The following is a 25,772-nucleotide window of genomic DNA, read 5'->3' on the forward strand; positions in this document are numbered from 1 at the left end:
GGTGGTGGGCATGCACGACGTCGCCGTCATCGAGGATCCGGCCGCGGCCGAGGTCAGTCTCGATCCCATCCGCAGCCGGCTGCTGGCCGAGCTGGTCACGCCGGGGTCGGCCACCATGCTGGCCGGCCGGGTCGGGCTGCCCCGGCAGAAGGTCAACTACCACCTGCGGCAGCTCGAGCTGCACGGGCTGATCGAGCTGGTCGAGGAGCGCCGCAAGGGCAATGTGACCGAGCGGATGCTGCAGGCGACCGCGGCGTCCTACGTGATCTCGCCGGCCGCGATGGCCGCGGTCGCGCCGGATCCGGGGCGGGCGCCGGACCGGTTGTCGGCGCGGTGGCTGCTGGCGCTGGCGGCGCGGCTGGTGCGCGACGTCGGGTCGCTGATCACCGGGAGCGCGCAGGCCAAGCAGCGGGTGGCGACGTTCGCGCTGGACGGGGAGGTGCGGTTCGCGTCGCCGGCCGAGCGGGCGGCGTTCGCGGAGGAGCTCACCGCGGCGGTCACCCACCTGTTGTCGAAATATCACAGCGCGGACGGGCGTAAGCATCGCCTGGTCGTCGCGGTGCACCCGGCGCTGGATTCGCGGGAGGGGACCGATCGTGGGTAAGGAGTTCGAGACGCGGCACGAGGCGGTCGTGGACGCCACGCCGGAGCAGGTGTGGGCGGCGATCGCCACCGGGCCGGGCATCACGTCCTGGTTCGTCGGGCGCACCGAGGTCGACGGGGACGCGGTGCGCACCGATTTCGGGGACGGCTGGATTCCGGCGGGCACGGTGACGGGCCGGTCCGAGCCGCACCGTTTCGCGTACGGGAGTGCGCCGGACGCCGAGGGCCGGTTCGTGGCGTACGAGTATCTGGTGGAGGGCCGGGACCGCTCGGCGACCGTGCTGCGCTCGGTGACCAGCGGGTTCGTGCCGGGTGACGACTGGGCCGGCGAGTACGAGGCGATGCGGCTCGGGACGGCCATGTTCTTCGCGACCCTGGTGGAGTATCTGCGGTGGTTCCCGGGGCGGGTGGCGCGACCGGTCACCGTGTTCGGGCCGCCGGTCACGGACTGGCCGGGCACCTGGGCGGCGCTGCACACGAAACTGGGGCTCGGGTCCGAGCCGAAGATCGGTGATCCGGTGCGGGGTGGGGGCGAGGTCTACTTCGTCAATGCGCACACGCTCGGTGTCCGTGCCCAGGAAGGGCTTTTCCGTTTCTTGCGGGGTTTCCACGGGGCGCTGGTGGCGGACCACGAGTTGTTCGCCGGTGACCCGACCGACTGGACCCTGTTCCTCAACGATCTTTAAGGATTGTCGTCATGCCTACTGTCATTTCCGCCGACGGCACCACGATCGGCTATTCGGCCGCCGGGTCCGGGCCGGCGCTGATCCTGGTCGACGGGGCGATGTGTTACCGCGATTCCGGGCCTTCGCAGGGGTTCGCGGCGGCGCTGTCGGACAGTTTCACGGTCTATTCGTACGATCGCCGGGGCCGCGGCGAGAGCGGGGACACGCCGCCGTGGTCGCTGGAGCGGGAGGTCGAGGATTTGGCCGCGGTGCTGGCGGCGGCCGGTGGTGCGGCGGCGGTGTTCGGCACGTCGTCGGGGGCGGTCCTGGCGGCCGACGCGGCGAGCCGGCTGCCCGGCATCACCCGGCTCGCGCTGTACGAGCCGCCGTTCATCGTCGACGGCACCCGGGAGCCGCGGGCGGCGACGTTCACCGAGGACACCGAGGCGCTGATCGCGCGGGGTGACCGGTCCGGGGCGGTGAAGAAGTTCATGCTCCACGTCGGGGTTCCGAAGATCATCGTGCAGATCATGCCGGTCATGCCGCCGTGGAAGAAGATCAAGGGGGTGGCGCACACCCTGCCGTACGATCTGCGGATCCTCGGGGACACCGGGCGTGGGGTGCCGCTGGACGCGGCGCGCTGGTCGGCGGTGGCCGCGCCGGCGCTGGTGATGGACGGCGGGAAGAGCCCGGAGTACATGCGGAACGGGACGAGGGCGTTCAGCGAGGCGCTGCCGCAGGCGACCTATCGCACGCTGCCCGGGCAGACCCACATCGTGAAACCGGCGGTGGTGGCGGCCGCGGTGAAGGAGTTCCTGGCCAGCACGGCGTCCGCGTGACCACACCGGCGGCGCGGGCCGCCGACCAGTACGCCGGCACCACCGGCAACCTGACCGCGCGGATGGCGCTGCACGAGTTCGGCACGAACCCGCGGGACTGGTACTCGTGGCTGGCGTCGCGGCTGCCCCGCGCCGGGCGGGTGCTGGAGGTGGGTGCGGGCACCGGGGAGCTGTGGCGGCGCCTGGGCCACGACGGCCTCGATCTGACCGTGACGGACTTCTCGCCGGCGATGTGCGCGCGGCTGGCCGATCTGCCCGGGGTGCCGGTGCGGCGCTGTGACGCCGGGGCGTTGCCGTTCCGGGACGGCGGTTTCGACGCGGTGATCGCCAACCACATGCTCTACCACGTCGATGATCCGGCGGCGGTGCTGCGGGAACTGGCCCGCGTCTCGCGGCCTGGCGGCCGCCTTGCGGTGGCCACCAACGGTCCCGGTCACATGGCGGAGATCGCCGATCTGGGTACGGCGATCGGCCGGCCGGACATCATGGCGCGCCGCGGGCAGAGCGACTTCTCCGCGGAGAGCGGGCCGGCCCTGGTGGCGGAGGCGTTCCGGGACGTACGGGTGGAGCGGTACCCGGGGGATCTGGCCGTCCCCGGTGTCGCGCCGGTCGTCGACTACCTGCGGAGCATGACCCGGGAGCCGCTGACCGCGGATCAGGTGGCGGCGGTGGGTGAGATCGTGTCGGCGCGGATCGCGGCCGAGGGTGTGCTCCGGGTGCGCAAGCACGTCGTGCTGATCACCGCGGTCCGCTGAGCGGAGGCTCGCTCTCGGCGAGCCTCCGCGGGCGGGTACTCGCTTCCGGCGAGCCTCCGCGGACGGCTCAGGCGACGGGGACGGCCTCACGGGCCGGTTCCCGGACCGGGCGGGTGGCCAGGGCGGCGAAGCCGAGGCCGAGCGCCGACCACATGACGGCCTGGGTGCCGAGCGAGGCGATCCGGAAGTTCCACAGCAGCGTGGCCGGGAACGTGCCGGGCACCTCGTCGACCGTCGGCAGCAGCAGGTAGCCGACGGCGACGACCACCAGGAAACCCGCCACCCCGGCGAGGGCCTGGCGCCACTCGACCGGCTGGGTGCGGGCGGCGACGACACCGGCCCACACGGCGACCAGTCCGATCACCACGATCGCCAGGTAGCTGATGGTGCGCTGGTTGATCGTGTCGGGGTTGCCGACGGCGGGCGGGTTGGGCGGATATTTCAGGTACGGCACCAGGACCACGCCGAGCAGGGCCGCCCCGGCGAGGCCGAGGGCGGCGCGGGTGTCGTTCGAGGTGCGCAGGCGGCGGCGCAGCACGGTGTACGCCGTGGCGAGCAGGCCGCCCATCGCCGCGCCGTACAGGCCGGTGGCCAGGAACAGGCCGCCCTTCTGACCGTCGCGGCCGACCAACTCCTCGTGGTGGCCGTCGTCGCCGGCGGCGTGCGCGTTGGCCTCCTCGATGGCGATCGCCGCGTCGACCTTGGGTTCACCCACGGTGTAGGCGAACACCCCGGCCAGCAAGCCGGCGATCAGACCGGCGAGCAGGCCCCGGATCAGCAGCGCCCCGAAGCTCTGGGCGGGGCCGGTCAGTGGCACGGGACACCGAGCAGGTGCCGGCCGTCGTGCATGAGCTCGTGAAGGTACATCCCGCTGCGGGACACCGCGCCCTGGTCGAAGGCGACCAGGTAGGTGATGAGCAGCATCAGGGCGACGACGGCGAGGGACGTCCAGAGAAGCCGCGGCGAGACCGCCGGGGTGGTCAGCGGGTGAGCCGCTTGAGCCTTGGGCATGGTGCGAGAACCTCCTTGCGGGATGACGCGTCCCGTTGTGCAGGCTGCGACGCGTGAGCGTCCTGACTCACGGGAGCGGGCTCCCGTTCACAGTGGCGCGACCGCACCGGACTCTCACCGGTTTCCCTCACGACGCCGCAGATTGGTTCCCACAACCTAACCGGGGGCCGTCATCGCGCACAACCGGGCTGTGCCGGTGTTGTCGCACCCTGTCGGTACCATCCACCCGGATCGTTGAACGGGGGTGACGGCGATGGTGCGGCGTGGACTGGCGGCCGCGGCCGGGGTGCTCGTGCTGCTCGTGCTGCCGGCACCGGCGGCCCGGGCCGACAACGTGTGCGACGCGCCGCCGAAGCAAGCGGCGGTGTTCAAGGGCGTCCCCCTCGAAGATCAGGTCTACACCCCGACACGCCTCGCCTCCCTGGCCACCGGTGCGGGAGTGCGGGTGGCGGTGATCGACTCCGGTGTGGACGCCGGGCATCCGCAGCTCACCGGCCGGGTCGACGACGGCCGTGATTTCCTGCACGGCGACCCCGACGGGCGGCAGGACTGTGTCGGGCACGGCACCGCGGTGGCCAGCATCATCGCCGCCGCCCCGTCGCCGGCGACCGGTTTCCAGGGCCTGGCGCCCGGCGCGACGATCGTGCCGGTGCGCATCACCGAGCAGGAGGAGATCGACGGCAAGGCCGTCGGCGACCGGGGTACGCCCGCGCAGTTCGCGCAGGCCATCAACTGGGCCGTCGACGAGGGCGACGCCCAGGTGATCAATCTCTCGCTGGTGATGACCGACCGCAACGACGAGGTGGACGCCGCCATCAAGCACGCCCACGACGCCGGGGTGGTGGTGGTCGCCGCGGTCGGTAACCACGCCACCGACGGCAACCCGGCCCCGTTCCCGGCGGCCGACGACGGGGTGATCGGGGTCGGCGCGGTCACCTCCGGCGGGGTGCGGGCCGATTTCTCCCAGCGCGGTGACTACGTCGACCTGGTCGCGTTCGGAGCGCCGGTGACGGTGGCCGCCCGCGGCGCCGGCCACCAGAACGTGCAGGGCACCAGCTTCTCCGCCCCGTTCGTGTCGGCCGCCGCGGCCCTGCTGCTGCAACGGAACCCGGGCCTCACCCCCGACCAGGTGCTGCAGCGGTTGCAGGCCACCGCCGACCCGGCCCCCGGCGGGGAACGCAGCCCGGAGTACGGCGCCGGCCTGCTCAACCCCTACCGGGCCCTGACCGAGGAGCTCGGCCCCAACCAGCACGCCCCCGTGGCACCGGTGGTGATGCGCCCCAACGACCCCGAGGCCGAAGCCCTCGCCGCCCGCCGCGCCCACTCCCAGGACTCGGCCATGCTGTTCGCCGGGATCGGCGCCGGCGTCGTCCTGCTGCTCGCCGCCGCCGCGATCGTCGTGCGGGCCGGCCGCCGCCGCGGCTGGCAGGCCGCCGGCCCAGAACAACCCTGACCGCCGGCCCCGCCGAATCCGCCAGCCGCCCGCCGACGCAGGCCGCGCGGAACCAACCAGTCCTGCCCCGCCGGGCGCGGCTGGTGGGCCGGCCCACCAGCCGCGCCCGGCGGAGGAGGTTGCCATCGTCGAGTTACTCCGGGCGGATCTCCAGGAAGGCGATGCCGGGGTTCGGTAGGTCGAGCACTACCTCCTCGCCGGGCTCGAGGCGGCGGGACGGCTCGGCCTCCGGCAACACGTCCGCCTCCTTCAACACCGCCCACTGCTCGGCGGTGGGCCAATCGCCGCCCGTCCAGTGAGCGGCGATGTTGCCGTGGCCGGTGTCGACCCGCCACAGGCGCACGGTGTGCGGGCCGGTCAAACCCGGGTCGAGGTGGACGCGGCGGTCCAGCTCGCCAGCAGGCGGGCGGCCCGTCCCGATGGGGTCGCCAGCGGTCGGGTCGCCGGGCCGGGTGCGGTTGGCGGCGGACGGGTCGCCGGGCCGGGTGGGGTCGTCGGCGCGGCTGTGGTCGAGGGTGCTGTTCCAGAGCAGGACGCCTACGCCGCCGTCGGGGTAGCGCGACGCCCACGCCTGCACCAGGCTGTCGGCGCCGTCGCCGGTCAGCGTCACCGGTAGTTGCACGTCGCCGAGGCGCTGGGCCAGCCACAGGGCCCAGAACTTCGGTTTTGCCAGGTTGCCTACGGTCAGCAGGCCGAAACCGCCGTGGAACAGCCGTTGCGGGCGGCCCAGCTCCTCGAAATGGTCGGATGCCACCCAGGGGGCCAGCGCCTGCATCCGGCCCGCCGCCGAGTGCATGCCGCGCAGCAGGAACGCGGCCGCGAACACCGAATCGTTGATCCGGCTGCCGTGGGTGGCGGTCACCCCCCACTCGGTCCACAGGATCGGGCGGCCGTCCGCCCACGGGCGCAGGTCCAGGGGCACGGTGCCGTAGACGTGGGTGGACAGGAAGTCGACCGGGGCGTCCACCCGCAGCTGGTCGTCGATCCAGCCGACGGCGGCGGTGGCCGGGCCGCCCACCTGCAGGCCGGGGTCCACCGATTTCACGGCCCGGGCGGCTTCGGTGTAGAGCCGCCAGTATTCGGCGGGGGTGCCGGACCAGAAGACCGACAGGTTCGGCTCGTTCCACACCTCGAAGCGCCACCGCTCCCGCAGTTCGGCCAGGCCGTACCGGTCGGCCAGGTGGGCGGTGAACGCGCGGACCAGGTCGGCCCACCGTGACCAGTCGGCCGGCGGGGAGATGATGCCTTGATAGGCGAAGACCGTGCGGGACGGGTCCGCGGCCAGGGCGGCCGGCATGTAGCCGAGCTCGACCACGGGCACCATGCCCAGGTCGCGGACGATGTCGTACACCTCGTCGACCCGGCTGAAGTCGTAGCCGGACTCACCGCAGACGCCCAGGTCGTCGCCGAGGATGTGGTGCGCCCGCACCGACCGCACGCCCAGGTCGTCGTGTACCCGGCGCAGCGCCTCCCGCAGTTCCGCCCCGATCGGCCGGCCGCCGGTCGTGCCGGACTCCAGCAGGTGGCTGAGGTGTTCCGAGCCGACCACCTCCTGCCACACCCGGTGCAGCGGACTACCCGGGCCGCCGACCGTCACGATCACCGCGGGCGTGCCGGCCGAGCGGGGGGCGGGGGTGCGGCGCGGCCCGCTGGGCGCGTGCCGGGAACCCAGCGCCGCGACCTCAACGTCCGGATCGGCGTGCGGGCCGACGCCGGGATCAACGCGCGCGCCGATGCCAGGGTCGACTGCCGGGCCGACGCCGGGATCAACCCGCGGGCCGATACCAGGATCAACCCGCGGGCCGACGCCCGGATCGGTGTGCCGGGCGGCCTCCGGCGGGGGCGGGGCGGCGGCATTCAGGTGGCGGGTGCCCAGGGCTGTGCCCTCCACGTCCTGGGCCGGGTGGGCGGAAACCGGCTCGGACAGTGGGCCGATCGCGTTGACCGTCTGCAGGGCGGCCACCGCGTACCAGCCGCCGCGGCCGGTGGTGGTGTCCGCGTACGGGCCGTGCGGGACGGCCAGGACGTCGCCGCCGCCGTGGTCGACGACGGTGAACGGGCCGGACGGGGTTTCGGCCCGGTGGATCGCGTAGCCGATGGCGCCGGCGACCGGATCCCAGGCGATGGTCACGTGGCCGCGGCCCTGCACCGCGGTCACGCCGGTGGGTGCGGGCAGGTCGGCCGCGACGGGGGCGCCGGAGCTGCGGTCCTGGGCCCCGCCGCCGCCCATCAACGCCGCCCACTGGGTGCGGGCCTGCTCCTCGATCGTCACCGGTGACCACCGCCCAGCTGCGGCAGCCGCTGGCCGGCCGGGACGTTGAACGTCTCCTGGGCCAGCAGCGGGCGGACCGCCCGTTCGAACTGCGGGGTCACGAACGCCCGGCGCAGCACGTCGTGGGCGAGGGTGTTACCGAGCGCTCCCATGATCATCGCCTGGTCGAGGGACAGGTACCGTTCGGCGATCGTGCCGGAGCGGACGGCCACCGCGTCGTAGAAGCCTCCCGGCCCGTACGCGTGAAGGTCGTTCTTGATCTTGGCGAGGTTGGCGGTGGCGGCCTTCTTCGCGTACGGCAGGGCGAGGAACACCGCGTGCGGGGTGACGACGCCGTCGCCGTAGACGGCGGCCGGGCCGGGCGGGCGGCAGGTGCCGAAGCCGGCGTCGTTTTTTCCGCCCTGTACGTCGGAGGGGTAGCCGTCGGTGTCCATGCCCATCGCGTCGACGCCGTAGGCCGCGTACCCGCCGAACGGGTTGGACGCGGGGGAGAACCCCCAGTAGCCGTACCGGGCGTCGTTGAGGCCGTGCTCGATCTGCGCGGCCACCGTCGCGGGATGGTTGCGGCCCCAGCTGTTCGGCCCCCACGTCTCCTCGGGGACGAACAGGTCGGGCATGAGGGCCTCGAACATGTCGCCGCCCCAGCTCGGCACGAACGTGATGCCGCGGTACCGGTAGGAGCCCTCGTACACGGTGCGGCCCAGGTGGGAGGTCGTGAAGCCGTGCGGCTGCATCTCCTGCCAGGCGTAGTCGCAACTGTCGGGCAGGGTGCGCATCGTGTCGAAGTAGGCGGTGGCCGGGATCTGGCCGGCGCCGATGCCCAGGTAGGTGGCGATCCGCGGTTCGGTGACGGTGATGTCGTAGTGGTTGCAGGTGAACCAGACGCCCTGTGCCGGGACCGAGCAACCCGGGGGTGCGGTGTCCCAGAAGCCGCCGCGGATCAGGCCGCGGGTGCCGATCGGGGTGGTGGCGGCCGGGTCGAAGAAGAACCCGAAGTTCATCGCGGACAGGATCCGGCCGGCCTTGGCCCGCAGCGACGGTTCGGCGCCGGCGACGACCCGCAGGGCGGCGGCGAGCCAGCCGTTGTCCACCGACGACAGGAACGGTGTGACCGTCGAGCCGTCCTCGGGCCAGGTCAGCACGACCGCGCCGGTGCGCGGGTCGTACCAGTTGTAGAACATGCCCGATCGGTCGTGGTGTTTCAGGGTGCCGAGGGTGTCGAGGGTCCGGGAGATCCGGGCGGTGGCCTCGCGGGACGAGATGATCCCCAGTTCGCGGGCCACGACGGCCGACCACAGGTAGCCGCCGATGTTGGTGGGGGAGGTGTAGGTGGAGGGGATCGACAGATCGCCGGGGATGTTGTCGGCGACCAGGCCGGTGGCCGGGGTGGTCATCGCCACCAGGGAACGCCACGTGTCGCGGGCGTAGCCGCGCAACGGGTCGGGGGAGGCCGCCGCGGTGGAGCCGGCGACCAGGAGGAGAAGAACCAGCAGACGTCTCATCGGAAACTGCCTCACTTCAATCCGGTGGTCGCGATGCCGCGCAGGAAATGCTTCTGCAGCACCAGGAAGACGATCAGGACCGGCAGCACCACCACGACCGCACCGGCGAGCAGCAGCCCGAAGTAGATGCGGTTCTGCCCGATGCTGTAGAGGGCGAGCGCGACCGGCAGCGTGTACTTGTCGTCGGTGGTGGCCACCACGAGCGGCCAGAGGAAGTTGTTCCACGAGGCCAGGAACGTCAGGATGCCGAGGGTGGCCAGGGCCGGCCGGCACAGCGGCAGCACGATCCGCCAGAAGATCCGCCACTCCCCGGCGCCGTCGACCCGGGCCGCCTCGATCAGGTCGTCCGGAATAGCCAGCAGGAACTGCCGCATCAGGAAAACCCCGAACGGCCCGGCCAGGAACGGCAACACCAGACCGGCGTACGAGTTGGCCAGCCCCATGTTGCTGATGAGGACGAACTGCGGCACGAACGTCACCATGCCGGGCACCATCAGCATGCCCAGCACGGTCAGGAACAGCGCCTTACGCCCCGGGAAGTCCAGCTTGGCCAGGGCGTACCCGATCAGCGAGCAGAACAGCAGGTTCCCGGCCGTGACCAGCACCGCGACGATCGCCGAATTGGCGAAGTACTGCGGGAAGTCGAGACGGGAGAACAGGTCGCGGTAGTTGGTGAACGTCCAGTGCGACGGCCATCCGGTGGGCGCCGACCGGATCTCCCCCTCGGTCTTGAACGACGACAGGAGCATCCACAGGAACGGCCCGACCACCACGACCAGGCCGGCCAGCAGAATGGCGTAGAGGGAGATTTTGGCGGCGAGGTCACGACGACGCATCGCGCGCCCCCAACAGCCGGAACTGCAACGCCGACAGCGCCACGATGGCCACGAACAGCACGTACGACGCCGCGGCCGCGTACCCGTAATTGCCGAAACCGAACTGGTTGTAGATGTGGTACGACACCGACAGCGTCGACGACAGCGGCCCGCCCTGGGTCATGACCAGCGGTTCCTCGAACAGCTGCAGGTAGCCGATGCCGGTGATGACCGCCCCGAACAACAGCGCCGGCCGCATCAACGGCAGGGTGATCCGGCGGAACTGCTGCCACCGGCCCGCGCCGTCGAGCGTCGCCGCCTCGTACAGGTCGACCGGAATGCCCTGCAGCGCGGCCAGGAAGATCACCATGAGCGACCCGAAGTTCCGCCACGCCGCCATCACGGTGATCGACGCCAGTGACGTCCGGGAGTCCTGCAACCAGGCCGGGCCGTCGATGCCGACCGCGGCGAGCAGGCTGTTGACGATCCCGGCCTCCGGGTCGAGCAGGAACCGCCACACCACCGCGATCGCGACGATGCTGGTCACCACCGGCAGGTAGAAACCCACCCGGAACAGCCCGCGCAACCGGATCAGCCCCGAGTTCAGGCCGTTCGCGGCGGCCAGCGCCAGAACCATGGTCAGCGGCACCCCGATCACCACGAAAACTCCGGTGTTGACGGCCGCCCGCCGGAACAGGGCGTCCTCGAACAGCCTCGTGTAGTTCTGCAGGCCGACGAAGTTCACCGCGAGGGGATGCCGCAGGTCGGTGGCGCGCAGGTCGGTCACGCTCATCACCAGCGACGCCAGCACCGGCAGCAGCGCGAACACCAGGAACAGCACGGTGAACGGCGCCGCGAACGACCAGCCGGTCACCGCCCGCCGCCACCGTGGCACCGCGGTCCCGGAAGCCGCCACGTCAGGCCCCGGTCCCGATGGCGTCGGCCTGCTGCTGCACGCTCTTGAGCGCGGTCGCCGGGTCCTCCCCGCCGACGCACACCTTCTCCACCTCGGTGTCGAACACGGCCGACACCTGCTCCCAGGTCGGGAACGGCGGCGGTGCCTTCGCCGACTTCAGCTGCGTACCGAAAACCTGCAGGATCTTGTCGCCGGACAGTGCCGGATCGTCCCAGGCCTTCTGCACCGCCGGCAGGTCGGTGGCGGTCTGATACCACTTGACCTGCACGTCCGGTTTCGACAGCCAGGCCAGGAACTTCCACGCCGCGTCCCGGTTCTTCGCGTCCTTGAACACCGCGATGTTGCTGCCACCGATGAACGACGTCGACGACTTCCCGGCCGGCATGCCGACCACCGAGTACTTCGACGCGAAATCCTTGCCGCCGGCCTCGTTCAGGATGCCCACGTGCCAGGGCCCGGACATGAACGCGCCGATCTCCCCCTTCACGAACGCCGGCTCCAGGGCGCCCTGCGGCAGGTTGTCCGGCGCGAGTTTCTTGCTGAAGAACGACTGGTAGTACGCGAGCGCTGACGCCATCTCCGGGGTGTCGAACGTGTACTTGCCGTCCGCGCTGATCTCCGCGCCGTTCGACCAGGCGAACGGCAGCACCGACTGCCAGCTGCCCGTCTTGCCCGGCTGGATGTTCAGGCCCCACTTGGCGCCGGCCTTCGACTGCATCGCCGCCGCCATCGCGGTCAGGTCGTCCCACGTCTTCGGCCCGTCCGGGAAACCCGCCGTCGCCGCCAAATCCTTTCGGTAGTAGATGCCGCGGGTCTCCACGTACCAGGGCACCCCGAACGACGTGCCGTCGACCACCGTGGTGTCCCAGGCGCCCGGGAAGAACGCGTCGGAGGCGAACAGGTCGGTGGGGGTCGGGTCGAGGGCGCCGGTCTTCGCGAACTCGCCCTGCATCGTGGTGCCGATCATCGACACGTCCGGGGTCTGCTTCGCCGCGATCGCGCTGGCGATCTTCTGGTGGGCCGCGTCCCACGGCACCGCCGTGACGTTCACCTTCGCGTCCGGGTTCTCGGCGGTGAACGCCTTCGCGAACTCGGCGAGCTTCTCCCCCTCCGTACCCATCGCCCAGACGGTGATCTCCCCGCTGGCCTTGCCGTCGCTGACCGCCTTGGCGGTCTCGTTGTCTCCGCTCGAGTCACGGCCGCAGCCGGCCGCGACGCTCAGCGCCATCGCCGCGGCAGCGGCGGCGGCGACGATCGATCGATGCCTCATCGGTGAACCTCCGGGGAGTGGATGCCGCAGCTGCGCCGGACGACCAGCCGCGTGGGAAGGACCCGCCGCCGCGGGGCGGCGGGATGCTCGGTGTCTTCGGTGATGCGCCGGTTCAGCCAGCGGGCCGCGGTCGCGCCGAGTTCCCGCATCGGCTGGCGCACCGTGGTCAACCCGGCGAAGCGGGCCGCGAGCAGGTCGTCCCAGCCGGTCACGGCCAGATCCTCGGGAACCCGCAACCCCGCCTTCTCGGCGGCCAGCAGCACGCCGAGGGCGATCTCGTCGTTCGCGCACACCACGGCCCGGCCCGGCTGCAACGGCGCCCGTTCACCGGCTTCAAGGTCAAAACCCTGGGTGCGTACGAGGTGGGGAGGTTCCGCTTTCGACAGGGCCTGGCGTACGCCGTCCCAGCGGCCCCGCACGTCCGGGGCCACGTCCGGGTCACCGACGAACGTGAACCGCCGGTGCCCGTGCCCGAGCAGGTGCTCGACGAGCTGTTTCGCGGTCCCGGCGTTACGGGCGCGGACCGTGTCGACCCCCGGCACCGGGTCGCGGGCCAGCAGCACCACCGGTACCGCCAGGGACGTGATCACCTCGTCCGGGACGGTCTGCCCCATCACGGTCAGCCCGTCCACCCGCCCGGCCAGCTCCCGCACCGCCGCCTCGGCGTCGTCGCGGCCGCTGGTGGCCAGGATCAGCACACTCGAACCGAACCCGGCCGCCGCCGCCTCGTAGCCGAGGATCACCTCGGCGTAGTACGGGCCGACCAGATCCGGGAAGACGATGCCGTTCGCGGCGTGCCGGCCCTCGGCGAGGGAGCGGCCCAGCCGGCTCGGTGTGAACCGCAACTGCCGGGCGGCCGCCCACACCCGCTCCCGGGTCTGCTGGGTGACCAGGTCGGAGTCGCGCATGGCCCGCGACACGGTAGCGATGGAGACGCCCGCCAACTGCGCGACCTGGTAGATCGTCGCCTTTGAAAGCGCTTTCATCGCCATTGCCGGAACGTAACCCCGGCGTAACACCGGCGAAACTTGGGGAATTCACGGATTCACGATGAGCGATTTCCGCCAAAACGCTTCCAAGACAAGAAAGCGGGGCGGGCCGCCTTCCGGCGACCCGCCCCGCGTGTGCGGTCCTTCAGCGGTCCCAGTTCTCCGGCGGCTTCACCGCGACCCGGCCCTCGTCCATGCGCAGCAGCAACAGCGGCAGGCCGGTCTGCTCCAGCCACTCGTCCACGGCCCGCTTCGCGCCGTCCCACCAGCCGTAGTCGTCCAGCAGCAGCACGCCGCCCGGCACCAGGCGCGGCCACAGGTGCTCCAGCTCGTGCCTGGTCGACTCGTACCAGTCGGTGTCCAGCCGCAGGATGCTGATCTTCTCCGGCACGTTCGCCGGGATCGTCTCCTCGACCTTGCCCTTGTAGTAGTGGATCTTCTCTTCCGGGTAGCCGGACAGACCCATCGTCTCCTGCACGTCCTCCAGGGACGCGTACGCCCACACCCCGGACGTGATGTCGCTGGCCGCCAGCATCTCCGCCGCCGACTTGCCGTCGTGCCGCTTGTCGTGCTCGCTGGGCTCGCTCATCCCCTCGAACGTGTCGTACAGGTGCAGGTCGCGGCTGGTGTCGCCGCCCTCCTGCAGCACCTTCGCGATGGCCAGCATGCTGCCGCCACGCCACACCCCGCACTCCACCACATCACCCGGGATGTTGTTCTTCGCCACGTAGCGGGTCGCGGCGATCAGGGCGTGCAGCTTCCCCGGGGAGGTCATCGTCCGCGGCTTCACCGCACGGATGATCGCCCGCGCGCCCTCGTCGTAGTCCGCCGGGAACTTGATCTCGGGAGCCTCGGCCGGCTTCGGCACCGGTGTCGGCTCGGGCTTCGGTTCCGGCTTGGCCACCGGCGGCTTCGGCTGCGCCACCCGCGCACGGCGGATTTCGTAGCCGGTCAGGCTTTTCAGCACGCGGTTGGCGCTTTTGCGAACGGTCACGGCGCGTAATGTACTGAGATTCACAGCACATGAACAAGGGGAACACGGGAAGTTGATGGGAAGGTGCCGAATGCCCTATTGGTGACGGCCCGCCCGGTCCAGCGCCGCGAGCGCGCCGGCGACCAGCTCACCCACCAGATCCTCGGCCGCCGCGAGGCCGCCGATCAGGTCGACACCCTCCCCGGCCCAGACCGGAAGCGGCGGGATCACCCCGCTCGCGACGTCCCGCTGATACTGCCCCCGATCGGTCGACCCGCTCGCCAGATAAGGGTGACCGAGCGTACGCGCCGTGTAACGATCCGGCCACGCCGACCCGCGGGCGACGTCCAGCCGCCGGCTGCGCTCGGTGTCGTCGCCCCGCCCGGCCAGGATCGCGGCCGTGATGACCGGATCGACCAGCGCCTCGGCGGTCGCCTGGAACCGGGTGCCCAGCAGCGCCCCCGCCGCACCCAGCGCCAGCACCGCCGCCACCCCGCGCCCGTCCGCGATGCCACCGGCGGCCAGCACCGGCACGTCCCCGGCCAGATCCACCACCACCGGCACGAACGGCAGGGTGGACCGCCCCTTGCCGGCCCCGTGCCCACCCGCCTCGGTGCCCTGAGCGACCAGCACGTCAGCACCCGCGTCGAGCGCCCGCTTCGCCTCGTCGAGGTCAGTGACCTGCGTGATCAACCGCGCGCCGGCCGCTTTGACCGCCCCCGCGAACGGTGCCGGATCGCCGAACGACAGCATCACCGTCCGGGCGCCGTGCTCGAGCACCCGGTGCACCGCGTTCACATCGATCGCCCAGGTCAGCAGGCCCACACCCCACGGCCGGCCGCAGCCGGCCAGCACCGGCAGCTCCCGGTCCAGCCACGCCGGATCGCCGTCACCGGAGCCGAGCAGGCCCAGCCCGCCGCCCCGCGACACCGCCGCGGCCAGCGCCCCACCGGCCGACCCGCCCATCGGCGCCAGCACGATCGGATGCTGCACCCCGAACATCCGGGTGAACCGTGTCGACAAGCCCATTCCCCGTGCCCTCCTTTGTGGACGGTTAGCATCGTCGGCGTGAGTAGTGACTTCGCCTTCTGGAAAGTGTGCCGGGGCGACCCGGGGGAGATCTTCGACGAGCTGGCCGAAGGGCTCACAGCGGCGCTCCAGGCCAGTTCCGACGTGTCCGGGTTTCGCGGCGAGTTACTGTCGCGGTGGCCCGATCTGGTGGACGTGCTCGAACCGGCGGCCGAAGACCTGCTCGAAGCGCCCGGGGACGCCGCGAAATACGTGCTGCTCACCCTGCCGGTCGGCATGCTCGACCGGCTCGACGACATCCTCGGCCTGGCCCGGCGGTACGAGTTGAGCGGCTACAGCGGTGTGGCCGATCAGGTGCTCTGACCGTGGCGACGACCGTCGGGCGACATCGACCCGATCCTCGCGGCGCGCATCGAGACCATGCTGGACCTGCGGTAGCCGGGAGGGCTCTTCGCGCCGGGCCCGCCCGGCGGTGGCGCGCGGAGCGTTCGTCGCACCCGGCGGGACCGGGGTGGCGGGACTCTCGATGCCCGTACCTCTGGATGTTGTTTATGGGATCTGCTTGAGGGCGTTCGTCGTTGACTCCGTCGACGCCGGCAGCAGGGGCAGGCGGACCGCCGGGGTGGGGATCAGACCCTGGGCGTGCAGGACGGCCTTGATCACCGTGGGGTTGGGCTCGGCGAACAACGCGGCCGACAGCGTCGACAGGCGGTGGCCCAGCGGGCGGGCCGCGGTGGCGTCGCCCTGCCGCCATGCCTCGATCAGGGTGGCGAAATCGGACGTCGCCAGGTGGGCCGACGCGAGGATGGCGCCGTGGGCGCCCAGCGCCAGCAGCGGGGAGACGACGACGTCGTCGCCGCCCAGAATGGCGAAATCGGGCGGCGGGGCGGACATCAGGGTGATCACGTCGGGGTCGATGGCTCCCGTGGCCAGCTTGATGCCGCGCACGCCCTCGATGGCGGCTATCCGGGTCAGGGCCTGCGCCGACAACGGCTGGGCGGTGCGGTAGGGCACGTGGTAGACGATCAGCGGGACCGGGCTCGCCGCGGCCAGTGCCGTCAGGTGCGCGATCACACCGTCCTCGCCGGGGCGCAGGAACGCGGGCACCAGGCTCAGCGCGGCCGCCACGGCCGGGCGGTCGGCGAGGACACGCAGGTCGTCGGGGGTGTTCGCGCCCACCGTCAGCGGGGCCTCGTGCTCCCGGCAGACCGCGGCCAGCAGATCGAGCACGTCGCGGCGCTCCTGGGCGGTCAGGGCGCCGGGTTCGCCGGTCGTGCCCAGCGCGACCAGGCCCGCGGCGCCGTCGGTCAGCACCTTTCTCGCGAGAAGCTCCAGCGCGGGCAGCGCGACCGCGCCGGACTCGCCGAACGGGGTGATCATCGGGACGTGCAGGCCGGTCAGCAGCATGCCTCCTACCGTGCCGGGCCGAACGGGTTAGGTCCAGTTAATTCGGCTGACGGATGTTTAAGCGCGACTTACGAATGGCCCGCCCGCGCGGCCTCGCCGAACGCCTGGGTGCCGAGGACGACCGCCAGGGCCAGCCGCTCCGCGTCCGCGGTGCCCGGCTCCGCCGTGTAGACGGTGATCCGCAGGTCGTCGGTGGCCACGATCAGCGTGTCGCAGTCCAGGCTGATCCGGCCGACCGCCGGATGGTCGACGACCTTGTGCTTCGCCGGCTCGGCCGGCATCGGCAGGGCCGGCGCCTCCCACAACTCGGCGAACCGCGGGACGGCGCCGAGCTCCCCGATCAGCCTCTTCAGCTCCCGGTCGGCCGGATAGCGCGACGCGGTCATCCGCAGATCGGCGACCAGCAGCGCCTCATGGTCGGCCTGCTCCCGCGCGGTGTGCACGACCCGGTTACGCAACCCGGTCAGGTTGCGCCAGATCGTGTTGCGTTCCAGGCCGCGCCAGCCCGACGTGTCACCCATCAGCGCGTCGTACGGCGCGTTCGCCATCACCAGCGTCCAGGTCGCGTCGTAGACCACCACCGGGGTGTGCGACAGCCGGTCCAGCAGCCGCTGCACGCTCGGCGTCACCTGCGACTTCACCACGTCGAGCCCCGGCGCGGCGTGCCCGGCCAGCCGGTACAGCAGATCCCGCTCGGAACCGGCCAGCCGCAACGCCCGGGCCAGGGCCTCGACCACCTGCGCCGACGGTGCCGTCGCCCGGCCCTGCTCCAGCCGGGTCAGATAGTCGGCCGAGATCCCGGCCAGACCGGCCAGCTCCTCCCGGCGCAACCCGGCCGCCCGCCGCCGCCGGCCCACCGGCACCCCGACCGCGTCCGGCGCGACCCGATCCCGCCAGCGCCGCACCGTCCGGCCGAACTCCCACGTCTCCACGACGTCCAGTCTGCGGGTTCGCGGTGGTGCTGTCCTGGCCCTGATGGTCCTAGGAGACGCGCAGGCCCAGACTGAGTTGCCAGCTCCGCCAGCCGGCCACCAGGGCCAGCGGAATCAGCGCCACCCCGCACACCACGGCGCCGCCCACCGCCGACGTGACGACCTGCCAGGTCACCACGACCAGGACCGCCACCTGGGCGAGCACCGGCGGAAGGTACATGAGCCGGGCCCAGAGCGGCGTATCCGGCCGCGGTGGGGAGGCTCGCCGGCCCGTGTCGGAACCGGGCCCCGAAGGCGATCATGAACGGGACCACGACCAGCAGCAAGGTCGCGACGGCGCCGCGGTCCGGCCCGCCCGCCACCAGCACGACCACCGCGGCGACGACCGTGGCCAGCACGATCCCCACCACCGGCACCAACGACCGACGTGTCACACCGCCATCGATACCTGATCCCCACCACCAGCTGTCAAGGTCTGGTGGTCGTCGCGTACGGTCCGGTCCCGGCCGGTCGCCTTCGCGCGGTACAGGGCGCGGTCGGCGCGGCTCACCAACTCGTCGGCGGTCTCGGCCCCGTCGAACACCGCGAGGCCGGCGGAGAAGGTCTGCCCGCGCGGGCACACGGCGCGCAGTCGCTCGACGATCGCGGTCGCCTCGTCGCCGCCGCGGCCGGCCAGGACGATGCCGAACTCCTCGCCGCCGTAGCGGGCCAGCAGGTCCTCGTCGCGCAGCTGCCCGGTCCAGGCCGCGGCCGCCTCCTTCAGCAGCAGGTCACCGGCCGGGTGCCCGTACTCGTCGTTGAATTTCTTGAAGAAGTCGAGGTCGATCATGCCGACGACGAGGGAGTGGCCGCCGCGGCGGGCCTTCGCCAGTTCCCGGTTCAGGCGGTCGTCCCAGGCCCGGCGGTTCGGCACCCCGGTCAGGCCGTCGTTGTGGGCCAGGCTCTCCATCTGCCGGGCCAGCCGGTGCATCTGGCCGAGCAGAAGTTTCATCCGGGCCACCACCAGCAGGAAGAGGACGGCACTGCCGACCGCCACCGCGGACCAGTCCACCCGGCCGTGCTGGAACACCCCCTGCGCGGCGAGGATGGCGGGCGCCAGCAGGGAGGCCACGGTGAGCAGGGTGAGCCGCGGCATCGTCAGCGTGACCTCGTCGCTGGTCGCCGGCTTGCCCACGTCGGCCATCCGGGGATGCAGCGCGGCGGCCGCGGTGAGCAGGTAGGTCAGCAGCCAGCCACTGTCCAGGTAACTGATCTCGACGCCGGCCAGCTGCGCGATGCTGTAGGTGACGTCCGGCAGCAGCCGGGCGATCTGGGCGAGGATGAGCAGCCGGTTCGGGCGCAGCCCGAGCGCGCCGGGGGTGGTCGCCGACCGCACCGTGAGCGTGATGAGCAGTACGTCGAGGACCGGGTAGGCGAGCGACACGAGCTGGTCGGCCAGGCCGGCGTGATCGCCCAGGCTGATCGGCCGCACCCAGAACGACCATGCCGGCAGCGCGAGCGCGGTGGACAGGATCAACGCGTCGATCATCCCGACCCGGTCCCGGCCGCCCGTGCGGCGCAAAATCATCATTCCCAGGCCGGCGATCGACAGAGGGTAGGACGGCAGGTAGAACAGGTCGGCCCAGCCCGGGTACGGATCGACGTGCGCGACGTTCTCCAGGTAGTCGTAAACGGCGTCGCCGGTCACCGACAGGGCCATGCCGGCCAGCAGCAGGCACCACATCAGCGGCCGCTCCGGCCGGCGCCGCCGGATGCCCACCAGCATGATCACGCAGGACGCGACGCCGATGCCCTCGAAGCAGAGCGAGGCCGGCGGCGTGCCGTAGGGCAGCCAGGGGTAGCTCAGGGCGATCGGTACGCCGACGACCAGCATCCACACCCATGCCGGAGTGTCGCCCAACCTCTTCACACGGTGGCTATCGGCCGACCGGCAACCCGGCTTGAGCCCTCGTATCGACAATCTCCGCGCGTCAGAATTATCGGATTGCTATTAACGGCAATCTGATAATCGAGAAACGGACATAACCGGCGGTACACCATAGTGACTGTTATGGGCGCTCGGGCTGCTCGAGAACCTCGAAGACACCCGTCGGAGATACGACGGTCTTCGTCGTCCCGGGCGCGATCCGAATCTCGTGCCCGTCGATCCGGATGGTGACCAAACCGCGAAACTGGACCGTGCGGCGCGCCGCTCCTCGGGGCCTCGGTAGCGCGCGGCGCGCCCAGCTCGCGAGCCGGGCGCGTTCGAGGCACATCGAGCAGCTCCGGGTGGGACGCCCTGCCGACGAGACGAACGCTCCGCTCTCCCTTTCCAGGTGGCAGCGGGGACACCGTCGTGATTCCGATTCGAACATATGTACAAAGTAGGCGGGGGTCTGACAACCCGGCCCGGTGGGCACATGGTCGAGGACGGACACCCGGGCGCTATCGTGCCGGCAAGCTCAATGCGCGGGAGCGGTTCGTGGCCTCCGGGCCGCTGCGGATTTGGACCGAGCGGGTCGGTGATCCCCGGCTTCCCGCCGTTCTGCTGGTCATGGGGTCGTCCGCGCAGGGGGTCCTGTGCCCCGACGCGCTGGTCGGCCGGCTCGTCGAGCGCGGGGTCCAGGTGATCCGGTTCGACCATCGGGACACCGGCCGGTCCAGCGTCGTCGACTTCGACGCCCACCCGTACACGATCGGCGACCTGGCCCGCGACTGTCTCGCGGTGCTGGACGGATACGACCTGGACCGCGCCCACGTGGCCGGCGCCTCGCTGGGCGGCATGATCGTGCAGTGGCTGGGCGTGCACGCGCCGCACCGGGTCCGGTCGTTGACGGTGATCTCCAGCTCGCCGATGGGGCACGACCCGGCGCCGTTGTGGGCCCGGGCGCGGGCCGGGGAGCCGCCCGACCCGCAGGATCTGCCGCCGCCGGCACCGGCGTTCCTGGCGCATCTGGCCGCCGGGCTGCCGCCGGGTGTGGAGTCCGACGTGGCCCTGTTCCGGGTCTTCAACGGGCCGGTCCGGCCGTTCGACGAGCCGGCCGCCCGGGCCATGCTCGAGCTGGCGCTGTCGCGGGCCACCGACTCGGCGGCCGCGGCCAATCACAACCGGGCCGTCTGGATGCCCGACCCTGGCCTGCTCGCCCCGCTGTCGTCGATCACCGCGCCGACCTCGATCGTGCACGGCGACCAGGATCCGCTCTATCCGCTCGGGCACGGCGAGGCCCTGGCCGCCGCCATCCCGGGCGCGGTGCTGCACGTCGTGCCGGGGATGGGCCACATCATGACCTCGCCCGGTCTGCCCGAGGAGGTCGCCGACCTGATCCGGTTGTGACCCGCCCGGCAAACCTGCCGAAGTGGCCCCCGGCAGCGGCGAACTGGGTTTTCATGGAACTCGTGCCGATCGAACACACCGGTATTGCCGCGCCGGTGCCGGCGGGGCCGACTGTCGTCGAGCTGTCCCGGCGGGCGCGGCTGGCCGTCACCGATGCTGCGCTGCTGGTCGAGGCGGCCATCGCGGCCGGCTGGGAGAACCCGGACGGTTTCGACCCCGGGGACCCGCACGCCGCCGTGGACGCCGCGCTCTGGCTGTGGACGCGCAACACGTCCACGCTGCCGGGTGTCGCGGTGCTGTCCGACGGCGGCGAGGCCGGCTTCGCCCCGGTGTCTCCGTAGCGCGAGCCCCCGTAGCGCGAGCCGGCCCCGGGCCGATCAGTTGAGGCGCTGCCGCACCAGGCCGTGCGGGTCGATGACGTACTTCCTGGCCGCGCCGGAGTCGAAGTCCTGGTAGCCCTGCGGGGCCTGGTCCAGGGGAATCGCGGTCGCGTTGACGTTCTTGGCGATCTGCACCCGGTCGTGCAGGATCGCCATCATCAGGTTGCGGTTGTACTTCATCACCGGGCACTGGCCGGTGACGAAGGAATGCGACTTCGCCCAGCCCAGGCCGAGCCGCAGCGACAGCGAGCCGACCTTGGCCGCCTCGTCGACGCCGCCGGGGTCGCCGGTCACGTACAGACCGGGGATGCCGATGGCGCCGCCGGCCCGGGTGACCTCCATCAGCGAGTTGAGCACGGTGGCCGGCATCTCGGTCTGCGCGTTCGCGCCGTGCCCGCGGGCCTCGAAGCCGACCGCGTCGACCGCCGCGTCGACCAGCGGCTGGCCGATCGCGGGGGCGTCCTTGCCGAGGATCTGCTGCACCTGTTCGGCCGGGTCACCGTCGGCGACGTTCACGGTTTCGCAGCCGAAGCTGCGGGCCTGCGCGAGGCGTTCGGCGTTGAGGTCGCCGACGATGACGACGGCCGCGCCGAGCAGCCACGCCGAGGTGGCCGCGGCCAGGCCGACCGGGCCGGCGCCGGCGATGTAGACGGTGGAGCCGGTGGTCACCCCGGCGCTGACGCAGCCGTGGTAGCCGGTGGGGAAGATGTCGGTGAGCATGGCCAGGTCGAGGATCTTCTCCAGGGCCTGGTCGCGGTCGGGGAATTTGAGCAGGTTCCAGTCGGCGTACGGGACCAGCACGTACTCGGCCTGCCCGCCGACCCAGCCGCCCATGTCGACGTACCCGTACGCCGATCCTGGCCGGTCGGGGTTGACGTTGAGGCAGACGCCGGTCTTGCCTTCCTTGCAGTTGCGGCAGCGGCCGCAGGCGATGTTGAACGGGACCGAGCAGATGTCGCCGGTCTTGATGTACTCGACGTCCGGCCCGACGTCGATGACCTCGCCGGTGATCTCGTGGCCGAGCACGAGACCTTCCGGTGCGGTGGTGCGGCCGCGGACCATGTGCTGGTCGCTGCCGCAGATGTTGGTGGTCACCGTCCGCAGGATCACCCCGTGCGGGGTGCGCCGGCCGATGTTGGCCTTGTTGACGCCGGGGCCGTCCTTCATTTCGTAGGTCGGATAGGGGATGTCGGCGATCTCGACCTGGCCGGGGCCCTGGTAGACCACTGCGCGATTGGCTGGCATCGTTGCCTCCCATCGTCATGACGGCGACGGAAAGTCACGTCGCCATTACGGCCATGTTTCGCCGGTGGCGCCGGAAACAGAACCGTCGATTGTGACAAGAGCTGCCGATTCGGGCATGCCGTCACGTCCGGCCGCGCTTGCTCGTCCCTGGAGAAAATCAACATCAAGGGAGAGCTTGTGTACGTCGTGATCACGCTCATCGCCGTGTTGTTCACCGGCAGTGCCGCCGCCTTCTACCTGGTCGGTCACGAGTACCCGAAGACGCAGGCCGACATGAAGGGCATCCCGCGCCGGTTCGTGCCGGTGCTCGGGGCGCTGCTGACCGCGGGCACGCTCGGCCTGCTGGCCGGTTTCGCCGTACCGTGGCTGGGCGTCGCCGCCGCCACCGGTCTCGTCCTGTACTTCGTCGGCGCCCTGGTCGCGCACCTGCGGGTGGGTTCGCGCGCGCTGGCCGGGCCGGCCGTGTTCCTGGTGACGGAGGTGGCCGCGCTGGTGGTCGGCCTGGCGCGCTGAACGAGCGTTGTGTACGTTCGTACGTATCTTGTAAATGCCGAAGTAAGGAAACACCCGTGGATCTCGCCACGTCTCGTCGCCGGCTGGCTCTGTTCGGGCTGTTCCTCATTCCCGGGCTGGCCCTGTCGTCGTGGGTGACCCGCACCCCCGACATCCGCGACCTGCTCGGCGCCTCCACCGCGGAGATGGGCCTGGTCCTGTTCGGCCTGTCGGCCGGCTCGATGATCGGCATCCTGTTCTCCGGCAAGCTGGTCACCCGGTTCGGCACCCGGCCGGTGATCGCCGCCGCCAGCCTCACGATCGTTTCGTGCACGCCGGTCGTCGGGCTCGGCGCGGCCCTGTCGCAGAGCATCGTGGTGGCCGCCGGGCTGTTCCTGCTCGGCCTCGGCTTCGGCTGCGGCGAGGTCGCCATGAACGTCGACGGCGCCGACGTGGAACGGATCATCGGCCGGCCGGTGCTGCCGTCCATGCACGGCTGCTTCAGCCTGGGCACGGTGATCGGCGCGATCCTCGGCATGGTCTTCACCGCCGTGGAGGTCCCGGTCCTGTGGCACCTGGTCGGCATGGCCGCGGTGACCCTGCCGCTGTGCGTGGCGGCGATCCGGTTCGTGCCCGGCGGCACCGGCCGGGAGCAGCACGAACGCAAGACCCGGGGCCCGGCCGTGTGGCGCGACCGGCGGCTGCTGCTGATCGGCGTGATCGTGCTGGGCATGGCCCTGGCCGAGGGCGCCGCCAACGACTGGCTTCCGCTGATCATGGTGGACGGGCACGGCCTCGACCCGGCGCTGAGCTCCGGGGTGTACGTGGTGTTCGTCGCGGCCATGACGATCGGCCGGTTCACCGGCGGTTTCTTCCTCGACCGGTTCGGCCGGGCGGTCGTGCTGTTCGCGAGCGCGGTCATCGGCGCGGCCGGCCTGCTGGTGGTGATCGCCGTCGACAGCCAGATCGCGGCGGGCGCGGCGGTGCTGCTGTGGGGTCTCGGGTCGGCGCTGGGTTTCCCGGTCGCGCTGTCCGCGGCCGGCGACTCGGGCGCCGACCCGACCGCCCGGGTGTCGCTGGTCGCCACGGTCGGCTATCTCGCGTTCCTGGTCGGCCCGCCCTCGCTGGGTTTCCTCGGCGAGCATTTCGGGTTGCGCGGCGCGATGCTGGTGGTGCTGCTGTTCCTGGTGTTCGCGGCGCTGGCCGCACCCGCGCTGGGCGGGCGCAGCGAGCAGCACCGGGAGCCGGTCGCGATACCGTGAGCCGATGCGGCTCTACGTGGGATGTGCGATGTGGTCGCACCAGGCCTGGCCGGTTCCCAAAGATCAACGGCCACTTCAGGCGTACGCCGGTCAGTGCACCGCCGTGGAAGGCAACACGACGTTCTACGCCACCCCGTCCCCGGCGACGGTGGCGTCCTGGGCCGAGCAGACCCCCGGCGACTTCCGTTTCGTCCTCAAGCTCCCGAAGGCCGTCACGCACGAGCGCCGGCTGATCGGCGCTGCCCCTGAGGTGGCCGCGTTCCTGCAGGTCACTGCTCCGCTGCGGGGCCGGGTGCAGGCCTACTGGATTCAGCTGCCCGGCTCGTTCGGCCCGGACGAGCTGCCGGTGCTGGCCCGGTTCCTGCACGATTTACCCGGCGGCCACCGGTACGCGGTGGAGGTGCGCCACCCCGGTTTCTTCACCGAACCCGGCCCGCTGGAGGAGGTTCTGCACGACACCGGGACGGAGTGGGTGCCGTTCGACACGACCGCGTTCTTCGCGAAGGCGCCCACCAGTGCCGCCGAACGGGAGGCGTGGACGAAGAAACCCCGGATGCCGCTGCGCGCGGACGCCCTGACCGCGACCCCGATCGTTCGTTACCTGGGCCGCGACGACACCGCCGAGACCGTCGCCGGCTGGCAGCCGTGGGTGCGGCGGACCGCGGCCTGGCTGCGCGAGGGCCGCGAACCCACGGTCTTCCTGCACACCCCGGACAACGTCGACGCCCCGGCGCTGGCCCGCCGCTTCCACGACGAGGTGCGGGCCCTGGTGCCGGGGCTGGAGCCGCTGCCCGCGCCGGCGCCGGCCGACGAACCGCTGACACTGTTCTGATGAGACGGGCCGCGGCGCTGCTGCTGATCACCGCCGTGGTGAGCGGCTGCACCGGCCGTGCGGTGGTCGAGCCGATGCCGACCGTGGTGTGGGAACCGCCGCCCGCCGACGGGCGGTTCGACTACCAGCTGGGCGGCGCTTATCCGCCGGCCTCCGGGGTGGCGATCGTGGACCGGGACCGTACGGCGCAGCCCGCGCCCGGCGTCTACTCGATCTGCTACGTCAACGCGTTCCAGACCCAGCCGGCCGAGAACGCGTGGTGGTCGGCGAACCATGACGACCTGCTGCTGCGCACCAAGGGCGACGGCTACCTGACCGACCCGGACTGGCCGGACGAGCGCATCCTGGACATCTCCACCGACACGAAACGCGCCGCGGTGGCGGGCATCGTCGGGCAGTGGTTCGCCGGGTGCGCCGAGCGGGGGTTCCGCGCCGTCGAACCGGACAACCTCGACTCGTACACCCGCTCGAACGGCCGTCTGCGACAGAGCGACGCCGTCGCGTACGCCCGGCTGTTGAAAGCGCGGGCCCACGCCGCAGGCCTCGCCGTCGCGCAGAAGAACGCGCCGGACCTGGCCGGCCTGGGGTTTGATTTCGCGATCGCGGAGGAGTGCGCGGTCTACGACGAGTGCGACGCCTACCGCAAGCTGTACGGCGACCAGGTGTACGAGATCGAGTACACCGACAACGGCCTCACCGCCTACCGCGAGGCGTGCCGGGCCGGCGGCGACCGGATCTCCATCATCCTGCGGGACCGGGACGTCGTTCCGGTCGCCGCGGTCGGCTACCACTACGAGTACTGCTAGCCGGCCGCGAG

At 71.6% G+C, this 25,772-nt stretch carries 27 protein-coding genes and 1 riboswitch; of the genes, 12 read left to right on the forward strand and 15 right to left on the reverse strand.

Annotated features, from left to right (window positions below; translation table 11 throughout):
- Positions 1 to 10 precede the first annotated feature (10 nt).
- The 4 genes from Ato02nite_RS33150 to Ato02nite_RS33165 are packed head-to-tail and all read left to right on the forward strand — an operon-like array spanning position 11 to position 2,862.
- Positions 11 to 604: a winged helix-turn-helix domain-containing protein gene (locus Ato02nite_RS33150; protein ID WP_213010615.1), complete on the forward strand. Its 594-nt coding sequence runs from the start codon at positions 11 to 13 to the stop codon at positions 602 to 604.
- A complete protein-coding gene (locus Ato02nite_RS33155; protein WP_213010616.1) occupies positions 597 to 1,289 on the forward strand; it encodes an SRPBCC family protein in 693 nt (230 codons plus the stop codon). The genes Ato02nite_RS33150 and Ato02nite_RS33155 overlap by 8 nt, the downstream gene beginning before the upstream one ends.
- An 11-nt stretch (positions 1,290 to 1,300) precedes the next feature.
- Positions 1,301 to 2,107 carry an alpha/beta fold hydrolase gene (locus Ato02nite_RS33160; protein ID WP_213010617.1) on the forward strand — a complete coding sequence of 269 codons (807 nt, stop codon included), beginning with the start codon at positions 1,301 to 1,303 and terminating at the stop codon, positions 2,105 to 2,107.
- Positions 2,104 to 2,862: a class I SAM-dependent methyltransferase gene (locus Ato02nite_RS33165; RefSeq protein WP_246607727.1), complete on the forward strand. Its 759-nt coding sequence runs from the start codon at positions 2,104 to 2,106 to the stop codon at positions 2,860 to 2,862. Before Ato02nite_RS33160 ends, Ato02nite_RS33165 begins: the two co-directional genes overlap by 4 nt.
- A gap of 67 nt (positions 2,863 to 2,929) precedes the next feature.
- Here the strand turns inward: Ato02nite_RS33165 and Ato02nite_RS33170 are convergent, their stop codons facing one another.
- Together Ato02nite_RS33170 and Ato02nite_RS33175 are read right to left on the reverse strand one after the other, a co-directional pair.
- Complete coding sequence (locus Ato02nite_RS33170; RefSeq protein ID WP_213010618.1) at positions 2,930 to 3,679, reverse strand: CbtA family protein; 750 nt, start codon at positions 3,677 to 3,679, stop codon at positions 2,930 to 2,932.
- Positions 3,670 to 3,873, reverse strand: coding sequence for a CbtB domain-containing protein (locus tag Ato02nite_RS33175; protein ID WP_213010619.1), 204 nt, complete (start codon positions 3,871 to 3,873; stop codon positions 3,670 to 3,672). Before Ato02nite_RS33175 ends, Ato02nite_RS33170 begins: the two co-directional genes overlap by 10 nt.
- A gap of 7 nt (positions 3,874 to 3,880) precedes the next feature.
- Positions 3,881 to 4,027: riboswitch (adenosylcobalamin (AdoCbl) riboswitch) on the reverse strand.
- 99 nt (positions 4,028 to 4,126) lie between these two features.
- Between Ato02nite_RS33175 and mycP the strand changes: the two genes are divergently transcribed.
- Positions 4,127 to 5,326: a type VII secretion-associated serine protease mycosin gene (gene mycP / locus Ato02nite_RS33180; RefSeq protein ID WP_213010620.1), complete on the forward strand. Its 1,200-nt coding sequence runs from the start codon at positions 4,127 to 4,129 to the stop codon at positions 5,324 to 5,326.
- A gap of 133 nt (positions 5,327 to 5,459) precedes the next feature.
- Here the strand turns inward: mycP and Ato02nite_RS33185 are convergent, their stop codons facing one another.
- The 8 genes from Ato02nite_RS33185 to Ato02nite_RS33220 form a co-directional block, all read right to left on the reverse strand.
- A complete protein-coding gene (locus Ato02nite_RS33185) occupies positions 5,460 to 7,598 on the reverse strand; it encodes a GH39 family glycosyl hydrolase (RefSeq protein WP_246607729.1) in 2,139 nt (712 codons plus the stop codon).
- Positions 7,595 to 9,100, reverse strand: a complete 1,506-nt coding sequence (locus tag Ato02nite_RS33190) for a glucoamylase family protein (RefSeq protein ID WP_213010621.1) — start codon at positions 9,098 to 9,100, stop codon at positions 7,595 to 7,597. The genes Ato02nite_RS33185 and Ato02nite_RS33190 overlap by 4 nt, the downstream gene beginning before the upstream one ends.
- Positions 9,101 to 9,111: 11 nt before the next feature.
- Entirely contained in the window at positions 9,112 to 9,936 is an 825-nt protein-coding gene (locus Ato02nite_RS33195; RefSeq protein ID WP_213010622.1) for a carbohydrate ABC transporter permease, read from the reverse strand.
- Positions 9,923 to 10,831 (reverse strand): carbohydrate ABC transporter permease, encoded by a 909-nt coding sequence (locus Ato02nite_RS33200; protein ID WP_246607731.1) that lies wholly within the window; start codon positions 10,829 to 10,831, stop codon positions 9,923 to 9,925. Before Ato02nite_RS33200 ends, Ato02nite_RS33195 begins: the two co-directional genes overlap by 14 nt.
- A 1-nt stretch (position 10,832) precedes the next feature.
- A complete protein-coding gene (locus tag Ato02nite_RS33205; RefSeq protein WP_213010623.1) occupies positions 10,833 to 12,101 on the reverse strand; it encodes a sugar ABC transporter substrate-binding protein in 1,269 nt (422 codons plus the stop codon).
- Positions 12,098 to 13,093, reverse strand: coding sequence for a LacI family DNA-binding transcriptional regulator (locus tag Ato02nite_RS33210; protein WP_213010624.1), 996 nt, complete (start codon positions 13,091 to 13,093; stop codon positions 12,098 to 12,100). The genes Ato02nite_RS33205 and Ato02nite_RS33210 overlap by 4 nt, the downstream gene beginning before the upstream one ends.
- A 142-nt stretch (positions 13,094 to 13,235) precedes the next feature.
- The gene (locus tag Ato02nite_RS33215) at positions 13,236 to 14,084 is read right to left on the reverse strand and encodes a TylF/MycF/NovP-related O-methyltransferase (protein ID WP_213010625.1); all 849 of its coding nucleotides are present in this window, start codon (positions 14,082 to 14,084) and stop codon (positions 13,236 to 13,238) included.
- Positions 14,085 to 14,159: 75 nt separating this feature from the next.
- The gene (locus Ato02nite_RS33220) at positions 14,160 to 15,092 is read right to left on the reverse strand and encodes a nitronate monooxygenase (protein WP_213010626.1); all 933 of its coding nucleotides are present in this window, start codon (positions 15,090 to 15,092) and stop codon (positions 14,160 to 14,162) included.
- Positions 15,093 to 15,131: 39 nt separating this feature from the next.
- Here Ato02nite_RS33220 and Ato02nite_RS33225 point away from each other — a divergent pair, with 39 nt between their 5' ends.
- Positions 15,132 to 15,455 carry a hypothetical protein gene (locus Ato02nite_RS33225; protein WP_213010627.1) on the forward strand — a complete coding sequence of 108 codons (324 nt, stop codon included), beginning with the start codon at positions 15,132 to 15,134 and terminating at the stop codon, positions 15,453 to 15,455.
- A 186-nt stretch (positions 15,456 to 15,641) separates the two neighbouring features.
- Here Ato02nite_RS33225 and Ato02nite_RS33230 read toward each other — a convergent pair whose 3' ends face one another.
- The 4 genes from Ato02nite_RS33230 to Ato02nite_RS33245 form a co-directional block, all read right to left on the reverse strand.
- Complete coding sequence (locus Ato02nite_RS33230; RefSeq protein ID WP_213010628.1) at positions 15,642 to 16,499, reverse strand: dihydrodipicolinate synthase family protein; 858 nt, start codon at positions 16,497 to 16,499, stop codon at positions 15,642 to 15,644.
- Between the two features lie 68 nt (positions 16,500 to 16,567).
- A complete protein-coding gene (locus Ato02nite_RS33235) occupies positions 16,568 to 17,431 on the reverse strand; it encodes a helix-turn-helix transcriptional regulator (protein ID WP_213010629.1) in 864 nt (287 codons plus the stop codon).
- Between the two features lie 49 nt (positions 17,432 to 17,480).
- The gene (locus Ato02nite_RS33240; protein ID WP_213010630.1) at positions 17,481 to 17,636 is read right to left on the reverse strand and encodes a hypothetical protein; all 156 of its coding nucleotides are present in this window, start codon (positions 17,634 to 17,636) and stop codon (positions 17,481 to 17,483) included.
- Positions 17,637 to 17,861: 225 nt separating this feature from the next.
- Positions 17,862 to 19,340, reverse strand: coding sequence for a GGDEF domain-containing protein (locus tag Ato02nite_RS33245; protein WP_213010631.1), 1,479 nt, complete (start codon positions 19,338 to 19,340; stop codon positions 17,862 to 17,864).
- 552 nt (positions 19,341 to 19,892) lie between these two features.
- Here Ato02nite_RS33245 and Ato02nite_RS33250 point away from each other — a divergent pair.
- Entirely contained in the window at positions 19,893 to 20,744 is an 852-nt protein-coding gene (locus Ato02nite_RS33250; protein ID WP_213010632.1) for an alpha/beta fold hydrolase, read from the forward strand.
- A 62-nt stretch (positions 20,745 to 20,806) separates the two neighbouring features.
- Positions 20,807 to 21,085, forward strand: coding sequence for a hypothetical protein (locus Ato02nite_RS33255; RefSeq protein ID WP_213010633.1), 279 nt, complete (start codon positions 20,807 to 20,809; stop codon positions 21,083 to 21,085).
- A 36-nt stretch (positions 21,086 to 21,121) separates the two neighbouring features.
- Here Ato02nite_RS33255 and fdhA read toward each other — a convergent pair whose 3' ends face one another.
- A complete protein-coding gene (gene fdhA, locus Ato02nite_RS33260; protein WP_213010634.1) occupies positions 21,122 to 22,369 on the reverse strand; it encodes a formaldehyde dehydrogenase, glutathione-independent in 1,248 nt (415 codons plus the stop codon).
- Positions 22,370 to 22,546: 177 nt separating this feature from the next.
- Here fdhA and Ato02nite_RS33265 point away from each other — a divergent pair, with 177 nt between their 5' ends.
- Genes Ato02nite_RS33265 through Ato02nite_RS33280 form a run of 4 tightly spaced genes read left to right on the forward strand, consistent with a single transcriptional unit; the run spans position 22,547 to position 25,761 of the window.
- Entirely contained in the window at positions 22,547 to 22,882 is a 336-nt protein-coding gene (locus Ato02nite_RS33265) for a DoxX family protein (protein WP_246607734.1), read from the forward strand.
- A gap of 56 nt (positions 22,883 to 22,938) precedes the next feature.
- On the forward strand, positions 22,939 to 24,123 hold the full coding sequence (locus Ato02nite_RS33270; RefSeq protein ID WP_213010635.1) for an MFS transporter: 1,185 nt from the start codon (positions 22,939 to 22,941) through the stop codon (positions 24,121 to 24,123).
- A gap of 4 nt (positions 24,124 to 24,127) precedes the next feature.
- Positions 24,128 to 24,955: a DUF72 domain-containing protein gene (locus tag Ato02nite_RS33275; protein WP_213010636.1), complete on the forward strand. Its 828-nt coding sequence runs from the start codon at positions 24,128 to 24,130 to the stop codon at positions 24,953 to 24,955.
- Complete coding sequence (locus tag Ato02nite_RS33280) at positions 24,955 to 25,761, forward strand: endo alpha-1,4 polygalactosaminidase (RefSeq protein ID WP_213010637.1); 807 nt, start codon at positions 24,955 to 24,957, stop codon at positions 25,759 to 25,761. Before Ato02nite_RS33275 ends, Ato02nite_RS33280 begins: the two co-directional genes overlap by 1 nt.
- The last annotated feature ends 11 nt before the right edge of the window (positions 25,762 to 25,772 follow it).

The organism is Paractinoplanes toevensis (assembly GCF_018332695.1).
GTDB lineage: Bacteria > Actinomycetota > Actinomycetes > Mycobacteriales > Micromonosporaceae > Actinoplanes > Actinoplanes toevensis.